Genomic DNA, 12003 nt, shown 5'->3' on the forward strand with positions numbered 1-12003 from the left:
TCTTTACTAAAGATTTCTGTTTTGCCAAGAGATACATATAAATTATGAAAAATGATTCCTAAGGAGATATGTGATGAAAGCTGTAACCTATCAAGGACCAAACCAAGTACAAGTTAAACAAGTGGATGATGCAAAGTTAGAGAAAAAAGATGATATTATTGTAAAAATTACTTCAACCGCTATTTGCGGTTCTGATTTACATTTATATCAAGGGAACATGCCGTTACCTGAAGGGTATATTATCGGTCATGAGCCAATGGGCATTGTTGAAGAAGTTGGGCCAGATGTTACAAAAGTAAAAAAAGGAGATCGTGTTGTTATCCCCTTTAACGTTGCTTGTGGAAATTGTTTTTATTGCCAACATGAAATGGAAAGCCAATGTGATAACTCCAATCCTCATTATGATTCTGGTGGATACTTTGGTTATACAGAGAAATTTGGTAACCATCCAGGCGGACAAGCAGAATATTTAAAAGTTCCTTTTGGAAATTTCACTCCATTTGTTATACCAGAATCATGCGAGCTTGAAGATGAATCTCTACTGTTTTTATCCGATGTTTTGCCAACAGCCTATTGGAGTGTAATAAACGCAGGTGTTAAGCCAGGTGATACTGTTATCGTCCTAGGTTGTGGCCCTGTTGGATTAATGACACAAAAATTCGCTTGGATGCAAGGAGCTAAGCGCGTAATCGCAGTCGATTACTTAGATTATCGGATACATTATGCAAAAAAGATTAACAATGTTGAGGTATTTGAGTTTACAAAATTTCCTGATATGGGAGAACATTTAAAGGAAATCACACATGGCGGTGCCGATGTAGTCATTGATTGCGTGGGCATGGATGGGAAGAAATCGCCACTAGAATTCCTGGAACAAAAATTGAAATTACAAGGTGGAACTCTCGGGCCTATTCAAATTGCTACGAAAGCCGTAAGAAAATACGAAACGGTTCAAATGACGGGTGTTTATGGCGGCAATTATAATGCTTTTCCACTCGGGGCATTTTGGGTTAGAAATATTAATCTTAAAATGGGACAAGCACCTGTTATTCATTTTATGCCAGAACTATTTGAAAAAATAACAAACAAAGAATTCGATCCAAAGGAGATTATTACACACAAAATTCCCCTTGAAGAAGCGAGCTACGGTTATCAAATTTTTAATAATCGTGAAGATGATTGTATAAAAGTCATTTTGAAACCTTGAAGATACAATTTTTTATTAAATTCTAAGTAGCTATTACCCCCATTTTCATCTCATATCAAAAATAGTTATTTCCAAAAAAATTGTATTTTAAGGTAGCAATCAATTGGTAAAAAAATCATTAAAGTATTAAGTAACAAATGTCAAATAAGCATAGTCCCGGATTAAAAGATATGGATCTTTAAGATCATTATGGCCAACTATTTATTCATGGTTGGCCATAAACCTTTATATGGATTCCAGTTACACTTTAGTCCACTTCCATTACATCACCAAACTTAAACATTCTTTGATTACGAAAAGCATCGGTACAAGTAATCGTCTTATTTAATGGATTTATATCAGCTACTGTTATGTAATTTTTATATAGATAGCCATCTTTATAATATGTAAGTAAAACCTCTTCTTCACCTAAATATGAAATTAACAGCTTATTTTCAATCCTTTCTTTTGCATCTTGCGTTAAGATTGGACGTGAGATTTTTGTTTGCTCCTGTATCATGTCTTTAATACAGATAAACTGCTCTGGCATACTAGCAAACGGTTGCCATTTTACCATGCCTCTTCCTTTTGGCATATTAGCATTCTTCACGATTTGTGCCCTCCTAATAATGTGTTTCTATATCTTGCTGTTGCGACGCTTGTGTAGGAAATTCCACGTAATATACTGTTCTTACCAAATCGTGTTCGAATTTCGTCCATAACCTTCGTTAATCTCATTTCTTTTTCTCTTTGTATAATGTTATCGAAAAGCGAAATTTGCTCTTCTCCTTCATGTATTAAATTTGTTAAGGAAAGACTTATCGATCGAATCGGCTCTCCTGTATGCCGCTCGTATAAAAAATATGTACAAACATTGTAAATATCCATCGTTAAATTTGTTGCTCTATTTAACGTATGTGCTTTTTTTATTCCTCCTCCATATTCCTTACTATATCCGACTGAAAAATGAATCGTTTGTGCGTATTTCTTTTCGCTTCTCAATCTGTAACAAACTTCTTCTGTATGCTCTAATAAAATAACGATGAACTCTTCTATTGAATAATCACGAAATAATATTTGGCTTTTTGCTATAGATGTTGTCGCTGGAACATATTCCTCTGCTATTCTGCTGAAATCAATCCCGTTACTATGCAAGTGTAATTCTTCCCCTATTACACCAAATGATTGTTTTAAATACTTCAATGGGTACTGCGCTAAATCTCCAATCGTATGTATACCTTTTCGATTTAATTTCATTTCCGTTTTATACGATATACCCCAAAATTTACTGAGTGGTCTAATACTCCATAACTTCTCGGGTATATCGTCATACGTCCACTGCGCTATTCCATCGTTATTCTTTTTCGCTTCCACATCCAGTGCTACTTTACTCAATAATAAATTGGGTCCAATACCAATCGTACTTTCAATCCGTGTACGTTCATATATTTCTCGCTTAAACTTTAATGCGAACTCGCACGGATTACTCGCAAACAAATGAATACTTGCGGTCATGTCCATAAAAAACTCATCAATACTATATTGATGGAAATCTTCCGGCGCAACATACTGTAAAGCTAAACCGGTTATGTAAGTTGAACACTTCATATATGTATGCATAATCGGATTCACAATAATAATATCTGACCGCTTCGGTATTTCGTACATTCTAGCCATCTTCTTTATTCCTAACGCTTTTAATGGCGGTGTTGCTGCTAATACAATTGATCCACTCCGGTTTACATCCCCTACGACAGCCAATTTCGTATATCGTGGATCAAGTCCTTTTTTAATACATGACACACTTGCATAAAAGCTACGAAGATCTACACAAAGAATAATACGATTCGGTAAAAGAGAATAATCATACAAGGTTATCACTCCTAACAAAAAGAACATTCGTTCTTATTATATACGAACTAACGTTCTTTTTAAAGGTATTTTCATGAAAATTTTGGTTAATATAACCGTACATGAACATTTTTCAAGAAAAAATCAAGGAATTCACCTCTATATTTTTTCTATACTGAAAAATGTAAATAGATACAAGAAGAAACAACTAGATTCTTCGTGAATAGATACGGTATTTTAGAACCCGTTTTTTAGTATTCAAACTTAATCCTGTATTTAAAAGCAATATACTTATATAAGAAAGACTTATTTCGAAAAAGAGTACTATTTAGCAGTGCTTGTTTATAGAAAATAAATTATTATTGGTTATTTTCTCAACGTTGTTTTCTAGTTTTATCATTCAAATTTAGACACATATTTATCTAACCTACATAAACTAATAGCGTATAATTGCATACTTTATCGATTTTTTATAACAATATCTCGAACGGACTATCATGAATCATAAATTTATTAACCCGGATACACGAATCATCTTCAATGAAATCCTGAATATCCAAGTAATATCGCGTGTATTTCTTTTAAAATAAACATTGGATACATTAAAATCACAGCCTGTTTTTTGAATGCTAAAGAAAGATTGTTTATCTGTATCTCCTCAATCGAATCCCTAATTATATAATTTTGTACAAGAAAGGAATTGAATTTATGCAAAATTTTAATTTCCTTTGTGAACAATTTGCTACAATACTTAAAGGGAAAGGTAAAAGAAATCAAGGTGGTTGTTCAGTGTCTTTTCACCGCGATTTTAGGGTGCTTGTTCAAGCAAAACCGAGTACTTCTGTAGTGCCCGTCGGAGTAAGTTTTGAATCGTTGGATCCAAATGGTAATGCATTAAATTTAGGCGAAATCGCTGTTCTACAAGAAGAAATTCCTGCATTTATGAAATCAATTGTACAACAAGGAATCATTGTAAGTGCTTTACATAATCACTGGCTGTACATGAATCCCTTAATTATGTATATTCATATCCAGTCGGTAGAGCCTCCATTACATTTTGCACAAAAGTTAGCCCATTCTTTTTTGTCCTTAAGTAGCTATCCTATCGCTAATAATGAGGGGCAATGATTGGTGTTTCGGATATATTTACACATTACATTTTCTACATGTGCGAACATCATAAAATTATTTCACTTTGTGCCCAAAAGAAAAAAACTGCCTATCAAATTTTTAGATAGGCAGTTTTTGAATCTATTAAAATAAAGTACCCTACTATTTTATAAAATACTATTCCCTAAACAAAAATACAGATTTGCAATTCACTTTGGCTTTCTTACCTCATATATTCCTCTAAAGTTAATTTTTCCTTATATATTTTTTGCAATATCTCCTACACAGCGAATACGCTAAGGCTCATACGCATAACCAGTTATATTTTCCTTTTCCTTTGGACAACGAATGATAAACCCTGCACTCTGCATCTAGACGGTATACCCCTTGTCCACAGTAAGACTTTATTTCAAACCCACAAAAAATAGATTACCTGCACACTAAAAGGTTTAGCGCACAGGTAATCTAGTTGTTTTTGAGATTAATAAAAACCTAATTTATTTTTTGAATTCTTCCATCAATAATAGACTGAATTGGTTCTTTTGATTTTTTTATATAATCTACTAATGCTTCAAAATCAGTTGGTCCTGTTTCAGCATCTTTACCGTTTTTAAAGGATACAAATCCATCTCCACCTGAAGCTAGAAATGCATTCGCAACTACGCTGTAAGTTTTAGAAGGAATAATTTCTTCTCCATCTGTTAAGCGGATACTTGTTACTTTTTCTCCATTAGGCTTGTTCGCATCCCAAGTGTATTGGATCCCTGAAATTTGAAGCATTCTTGTTATGTCTTTTTGCCATTGTTGATTTAAAATATCACGAATGTCTTGGCCTGTTAAATTTACTTTTATTAATTGATTTCCGAATGGTTGAATACCATATATCTCTCCCCATGTAATATCACCAGCATCTAAGTCATTACGAATACCACCAGGATTCATAAGAGCAATTTGGGATTGCATTGTTGCACGCTGGGCATCAGCAACTAAATTTCCGAGAGTAGATTCACCAGCCGTATTTAGTTTGCGATCTAGTGGAGCAATAGACTTGCCTACAACTTCATTAACAAGAGGTGCGATTTTTGCTTGATATTTCTCCATCTTCTTCTTTATTTTTTTATCAGGCTCCATGCCTTCATGGTAAGTTGTAACAATTTCTGCTTTTTTCTCAACAATATCTTGTGTCTTACGATCAATCTTTACATCAACATCAGCAAAAGCCATACCATAAGAATTTGCTTGTACGACAAGTTTATTATTAACAGTTCCATTTACATAAGTGTGGCTATGCCCACCAAAAATAACATCGACTTCTGGATCAGTCTCATTTGCTAATCGGACGATATCACCATTTGTTACGCCGTTCCCATCTGTTGTACCTCCGTTATGCGCAAGAACAACGATAGATTTAACGCCTAGTTTTTTTAATTGCTTTACGGATTTGTTAATAGCTTCAACTTCATCTGTAATTTCTACATTCTTTAGCATAGTAGGCATAACAAGGTTAGGAACATCCGTTGTTACGACTCCGATAAATCCAACAGGAACTCCTTGTACCTTTTTTATAGTGAATGGTGGTAAAAATAAACGACCGGTGGATTTATTATATAAATTTGCAGCAACATATGGGAATTTTGCTCCTTTAAAATTCCCTGTTTTCTCATGGTATCCACCATAAATAAGGCGGTTCATTTCCGCAACACCTTCATCAAATTCATGATTTCCTATAGTTCCAACATCGAATTTCAAATCATTTAGAAATTCAATCGTAGGTTCGTCTTGTAATAATGCTGAAACAGGAGTACTTGCTCCAACAACATCGCCAGCATGTACCTTTAATGTATTCGGATTTTGTTTTTCACGATCACGTAAATAAGCCCCTAAGTACTCAATTCCCCCTGCATCTTTATTGTTAATTTTTTTTACAGTGTCTACCTGCCCATGAAAATCGTTAATACCGAGCATTTGCACATCTATGTAGCGGTTTGGTTCTGTACTTGCTTGTGCTGAAGGCGCAGCAAATACACTAGTAAAAGTAACTGTACTTATTGCTAAAGCAACTGGAATGATTTTTTTCAACATAAAATTTCTCTCCCCTAATTAAAATCAGACATAATACGATGTTATTTTAATATATTAAGAGGATTATTTCTATAAAAATTCAACTAATTATAAAAATTAATAAGATTTTATTGTTTTCTGACAAAAAAATCTTTATTTTGAGGATTATTCAAAATATTATCTTGATAGTAATATAGCAATACATCTAAGAGGTCTAAAAAAACTCTAACCATTACATTTTAGCTGTTAAGAAGATTATTCAATTCGAAATTAATGAGTATTTTTCAAGATAACATCTCAATATCACCATTTAAAAATGAATAGAAATTTCATAATGGAAGATTTCCGTGGTGCACTACTTCTAATTTAAAAAGATGCTCCTGGATTTATCCAAGAGCATCTTTTATAAAGCTTTATTTTTACTTGTTTATAATTTATCAATTAACAATTATATAGTTGTAATCAGTCCTTTAAAAATGATAGGAGTGCTTCATTAAATTCTTTGGCATGCGTTGCATTTAGCCCATGTGGACCACCCTTTATTAACGCTACTTTAGAATTAGGAATTGCTTCATGTGTTAACTTCCCACTATATTCAAATGGTACAGTTGCATCTGAATCACCATGAATAACAAGGGTAGGTATATTAACCTTGGCTAAATCACCTCTGAAGTCTGTTTTGCTGAAAGCAGCGATACAATCTAGTGTCCCTTTAGGTGATGCACCCGCAGCGATATCCCTATTGTAAAGTCGAAATGGTTCACTAACTAAGTCAGTTCGATCTCCAGCAGCAAAAAATCCTTTCGTAAACTCATCAAGGAATGCTAGGCGATCACTTTTTACTCCATTTCCAAATCCTTGAATTGCTACATCATCTAATACACCCTCAGGATGATCAGCTGACTTATAAAGAAATGGTGGTACAGCTCCTGCAAATACAGCCTTCTCTACTCTATTGGTTCCATATTTTCCAATATACCGGGCTACCTCGCCTCCACCCATAGAAAAACCAACAAGTGTGACATTTTGAAGCTCTAACTGTTCTAATAGTTGATGTAAATCAGAAGTAAAGGTATCATATTCATACCCTTCCCACGGCTGAGATGATTTTCCAAAACCTCGACGATCATATGTTATAACTCTGTATCCAGCCTCAACAAGAGCGGGAACTTGGTATTCCCAAGATCGACCACTTAGCGGCCAACCATGAATTAGTACAACTGGTTTTCCTATGCCATGATCCTCATAATATATCTCAATTGGTGCTTGATTTTCGGTTCCTACAGTAATCTTTGCCATTCTTCTACCTCCAAAAAATATTTTAATATATATCCTTTTCTTCAATAATCCGGATGAATCTCGTAACCTATTTATGCGTGTTTATGTTGTTAACTCTAAGCATGGAACAATTCCCCATTTAATAGTTTTTTCAGCATGAAATAATTGCTGAACATTCCTCCTATTCAATTCTAATAACAAAAATAGGTAACTATCAATATCGTTCTATCTATAGAATGTATAGGTAAAACCAATCAATTTTATGGTGAAAATAACTATAGTTACCATCTATCCGAATTATAGATAATTTAGAATTGATTAATGAATCGGTTTTCAAATACTATAAATTTGTATAGCGCTTCATATTCTGTGAATGCTGTTATAACTAATATTATCGTTCAGCTTAGTTACAAACTAATCGTAACAAACGAAGAAAATCATGATAATATTTGACTATTTAAACTTTCTTCGATTACTTAATTTTTAGGAGGAATACATAATGACTGATCTCTATTCTCGTATTAACAAAGATGATGCTGTCGTGCTTTTAGTAGATCATCAAACTGGTCTTATGTCCGGACTAGTACGTGACTATGGTGTTGATGAATTTAAGAACAATGTTTTAGCTCTTGCTCACACTGCTAAGTTTTTTGATTTACCAGTTATTTTAACAACTAGCTTTGAAAACGGACCTAATGGACCTTTAATGCAAGAATTGGTTGATCTCTTTCCTCACGCACAAAAAATAGCTCGACCTGGACAAATTAACGCATGGGATAATGATGATTTTGTAAAAGCAATCGAAGAAACTGGAAAAAAACAACTTATCATCGCGGGCGTAGTTACGGACGTTTGTGTTGCTTTCCCGGCACTTTCTGCTATAAAAGCTGGATATGAAGTATTTGCTGTTACTGATGCTTCAGGAACTTTCAGCAAACAAGTTGCAGATGCTGCCAATACGCGTATGGCACATAATGGCGTACAACTTATGAACTGGTTTAGCGTAGCTTGCGAATTACAACGCGATTGGCGAAACGATGTTGAAGGTTTTGGCAATTTACTTGCTAGTAATCTTCCCGGCTATCAAAATATAATTGGAAGCTATTTAGGAGCTCAACGAGACCTTAGTAAACAAAATGCATAAATGTATTTCAAAGAAATAGCTTTAAATCACTTTCAAAAAAATGGATAGTATAAATTTAGTGCTGATTAAGTCAGCACTCTCTTTTAAATTAAAAAGTATAGTAAAGCTTTTATTTTTACGATTACAGCTTATATTGACAGAAAATACATTACTTTCTAAATTTAATCTTAAATAATAAAAAAGGAGCGTTTTATTATGAGTAATTTAGAATTATTAAATCCGGAGAACAGCGCTTTAATCTTGATTGATTTTCAGCCTCAAATGACTTTTGGAGTTGCAAGTATTGATAGACAAACATTGATTAATAACGTTATGCTACTTGCTAAATCAGCAAAAACTTTTAACGTACCTACTATTCTTACTACAGTTGAGACACGCAGCTTTTCTGGTTATTTTTGGCCGCAAATTCTTGACATATTCCCAAACCATGAAATTATAGAACGCAGTTCAATGAACTCTTGGGAAGATCCAAAATTTGTTGAAGCAGTTAAAGCAACAGGTAGAAAGAAATTAATATTTGCAGCACTTTGGACTGAAGTTTGCCTTGCATTCCCTGTGCTTGAAGCAATTAAAGCTGGCTATGAGGTGTATGCAGTTGATGATGCTTCAGGTGGTACTAGTTTGACAGCACATAACGCTGCTATGCGTCGTGTAGAACAAGCTGGTGCAATTCCAGTAACAGCAATTCAAGTTTTACTTGAATATCAACGTGACTGGGCACACAAAGACACTTATGATGCGGTAATGGAGATTGTAAAAGAACACACTGGTGCTTATGGTCAAGGCGTAGAATACGCATATACTATGGTGCATGGTGCGCTTCCAAGCAGGAAAATATGAAACAAGAAGGAGTAGCTGTCGAGGAGACTTATACAGAGAACACGATGGATGCTGCTGATCCAGTAACAACGATTGTTACATGGAAAATTCAACAAGGTAAAGAAAAACAGTTTGAAACATGGAGACATGAAATCGAAGCTGCCGCTACTAAATTCCCAGGGCATTTAGGTGTAAATCTAATAGTCCCTAATAATGCATCCAGAGAGTATACTGTTATTTTTCGCTTTGATACGTATGAGCATCTACGTGCTTGGCAAGAATCAGATGTTCGCCGAGATTTGTTAAAAACGGCAGAACAATTTCAAGTTACTAATCCGAGTTACAAAACTGAAAGCAGTTTGGCCTATTGGTTTGTTACTCCGAAAACGCCAGTTCCACCGCCAAAATGGAAAATGTCTATCGTTACCCTTCTGGGTGTATGGCCTCTTAGCATGTTAGTTCCTAAATTGATAGGACCTATTATAAAACATATGAATCCTATTATGTCCGCTTTTTTCGTTTCTGTATGTATAGTGTCCTTGCTATCATGGGTAGTTATGCCGATTTTCGGTAAATTATTTCATCCATGGTTACAAAATAATAGGAAGTAGACGAGGTGTGAATATGAATTTACCGGATATGATCTTATATAACGGAAAAATTACTACCCTTGATCCCTCTCAACCTGAGGTGTCTGCTATCGCCATAACTGATGGTTTAATAACTGCAGTAGGTGGAGATGAGCTTCTTGATAGTGCCACAGAAAAAACAAAAAAAATAGACCTTAAAAGAAAGAGAGCTATTCCGGGCCTGAATGACTCTCATATACACGTTATTCGTGGCGGTCTTCATTATAATATGGAATTACGATGGGAAGGTGTGCCTTCACTTGCCATTGCTCTCGAAATGCTCAAAGAACAGGCAAGGCGTACACCTGCTCCTCAGTGGGTAAGAGTAGTTGGAGGTTGGTCTGAATTTCAATTTAAAGAGAGACGGTTGCCAACTTTGGAAGAGATTAATGCTGTTTCTGAAGACACACCTGTCTTTGTGCTACATCTTTACGATAGAGCACTTGTAAATCGTGCTGGGCTGCGTGCACTGGGATACACAAAAGATACCCCAGACCCTCCAGGCTGCTTAATTGAGCGGGATAAACGAGGTAATCCAACGGGCCTTTTAATTGCAAATCCTAACGCTTCTATTCTTTATTCAAGTCTGGGTAAAGCTCCAATACTTAATTTTGACGACCAGATTAATTCAACTCGCCATTTTATGCGCGAATTAAATAGATTAGGTATTACAAGTGCCATTGACGCAGGTGGTGGTTTCCAAAATTACCCTGATGACTACAAAGTTGTTGAACATTTAGCCGAGAAAGAACAATTAACTTTGCGCATTGCTTATAATCTATTTACGCAAAATCCTAATCATGAATATGAAGACTTTGCTTCATGGGCAAAAATTGTTTCTCCCGGTCAAGGAACTGATAAGTATAAAATGAATGGTGCCGGAGAAATGTTAGTATTCTCGGCAGCTGATTTTGAAAAATTTCAAATGCCACGGCCTGAACTAGCTACGATGATGGAAGCTGACTTAAAGAAAGTAATTTCTTTATTGGTGGAAAACCGTTGGCCATTCCGTTTACATGCAACTTATGACGAGTCAATCACACGTTTCTTAAATGTATTTGAGGAAGTCAACAAAGAAATTCCTTTTAATGGTCTACGATGGTGGTTTGACCATGCAGAAACAATCTCAGATCGTAGTATGGAACGTGTTAAGGCTTTAAATGGCGGTATTGCCATCCAAGACCGCATGGCTTTTCAAGGTGAATACTTTGTTGATTTATACGGAAAGGAAGCTGCAAAGCGTACTCCTCCAATTTATCGTATGTTAGACCTAGGTATACCTGTTGGCGCTGGTAGTGATGCAACTAGGGTTTCCAGCTATAACCCTTGGGTCGCTCTTTACTGGATGGTTGCCGGAAAAACCATTGGTGGTCTTTCGATATACGATGAAAAAAATAAACTTGATAGAAAAATAGCCCTGGAATTATATTCAAAAGGAAGTGCGTGGTTCTCTGGTGATGAAGGTAAAAAGGGAACCCTTACAGTAGGTCAGTTTGCTGATATTGCTGTATTGTCTTCTGACTACTTTACTGTGCCAGAAGAAGAAATCAAAGACCTTGAATCATTACTCACCATTATGGGTGGGCAGGTTGTTTATGGAAATGATGAATTTAAAAATTTATCACCTGAATTGCCGCCAGCATCACCTGATTGGTCACCGACGGGAGTTTATGGTTATGGTGGTGCTAACCTAGCCCACACTATACTTTCTCACGATGCCCATGATCACAAGTTACATAGTTGCAGTAACCCTCTCCATCAACACACTCATACTGTAATAGGAAAAGATGGAACTAAATGGGGTATTGGTTGTACTTGTTTTGCTTTCTAAGTCAAACCCACCGGTATAATGCCGGTGGGTTTCTTTCTACAATAAGGATATGTAGATTTGAAGTAGCATTGTATATCCCTAATTGAATCTATTA

Annotated in this window: 10 protein-coding genes and 1 pseudogene; 6 read left to right on the top strand and 5 right to left on the bottom strand. The window is 35.3% G+C overall.

The annotated features are described in order from the left end of the window. Positions 1-73 precede the first annotated feature (73 nt). Positions 74-1207: a zinc-dependent alcohol dehydrogenase gene (locus ACU8YW_RS15395; RefSeq protein ID WP_446893968.1), complete on the top strand. Its 1134-nt coding sequence runs from the start codon at positions 74-76 to the stop codon at positions 1205-1207. Positions 1208-1454: 247 nt separating this feature from the next. Here the strand turns inward: ACU8YW_RS15395 and ACU8YW_RS15400 are convergent, their stop codons facing one another. Together ACU8YW_RS15400 and ACU8YW_RS15405 are read right to left on the bottom strand one after the other, a co-directional pair. Then, a complete protein-coding gene (locus ACU8YW_RS15400) occupies positions 1455-1796 on the bottom strand; it encodes a YolD-like family protein (protein WP_097908002.1) in 342 nt (113 codons plus the stop codon). Continuing rightward, a complete protein-coding gene (locus ACU8YW_RS15405; RefSeq protein WP_088610138.1) occupies positions 1793-3058 on the bottom strand; it encodes a Y-family DNA polymerase in 1266 nt (421 codons plus the stop codon). The genes ACU8YW_RS15400 and ACU8YW_RS15405 overlap by 4 nt, the downstream gene beginning before the upstream one ends. A 687-nt stretch (positions 3059-3745) precedes the next feature. Here ACU8YW_RS15405 and ACU8YW_RS15410 point away from each other — a divergent pair. Then, positions 3746-4165, top strand: a complete 420-nt coding sequence (locus ACU8YW_RS15410) for a DUF1259 domain-containing protein (RefSeq protein ID WP_088063898.1) — start codon at positions 3746-3748, stop codon at positions 4163-4165. Between the two features lie 205 nt (positions 4166-4370). Here the strand turns inward: ACU8YW_RS15410 and ACU8YW_RS15415 are convergent. The 3 genes and pseudogenes from ACU8YW_RS15415 to ACU8YW_RS15425 all read right to left on the bottom strand — a co-directional run. Further along, a pseudogene (locus ACU8YW_RS15415) lies at positions 4371-4509 on the bottom strand (M15 family metallopeptidase); the annotation flags it as partial. Positions 4510-4639: 130 nt separating this feature from the next. Further along, positions 4640-6229: a bifunctional metallophosphatase/5'-nucleotidase gene (locus tag ACU8YW_RS15420; RefSeq protein ID WP_098133157.1), complete on the bottom strand. Its 1590-nt coding sequence runs from the start codon at positions 6227-6229 to the stop codon at positions 4640-4642. A 441-nt stretch (positions 6230-6670) separates the two neighbouring features. Further along, positions 6671-7507 carry an alpha/beta fold hydrolase gene (locus ACU8YW_RS15425; protein ID WP_098133158.1) on the bottom strand — a complete coding sequence of 279 codons (837 nt, stop codon included), beginning with the start codon at positions 7505-7507 and terminating at the stop codon, positions 6671-6673. 478 nt (positions 7508-7985) lie between these two features. Here ACU8YW_RS15425 and ycaC point away from each other — a divergent pair, with 478 nt between their 5' ends. From ycaC to ACU8YW_RS15445, 4 genes are all read left to right on the top strand, one after another. Further along, positions 7986-8630, top strand: coding sequence for an isochorismate family cysteine hydrolase YcaC (gene ycaC, locus ACU8YW_RS15430; RefSeq protein ID WP_000131218.1), 645 nt, complete (start codon positions 7986-7988; stop codon positions 8628-8630). Between the two features lie 195 nt (positions 8631-8825). Next, on the top strand, positions 8826-9470 hold the full coding sequence (locus ACU8YW_RS15435; RefSeq protein WP_000067162.1) for a hydrolase: 645 nt from the start codon (positions 8826-8828) through the stop codon (positions 9468-9470). Continuing rightward, positions 9467-10060 carry an antibiotic biosynthesis monooxygenase gene (locus ACU8YW_RS15440; RefSeq protein ID WP_088063901.1) on the top strand — a complete coding sequence of 198 codons (594 nt, stop codon included), beginning with the start codon at positions 9467-9469 and terminating at the stop codon, positions 10058-10060. Before ACU8YW_RS15435 ends, ACU8YW_RS15440 begins: the two co-directional genes overlap by 4 nt. 13 nt (positions 10061-10073) lie before the next feature. Next, complete coding sequence (locus ACU8YW_RS15445; protein ID WP_426934629.1) at positions 10074-11909, top strand: amidohydrolase; 1836 nt, start codon at positions 10074-10076, stop codon at positions 11907-11909. Positions 11910-12003: the final 94 nt, after the last annotated feature.

This window comes from Bacillus pretiosus (genome assembly GCF_052947655.1).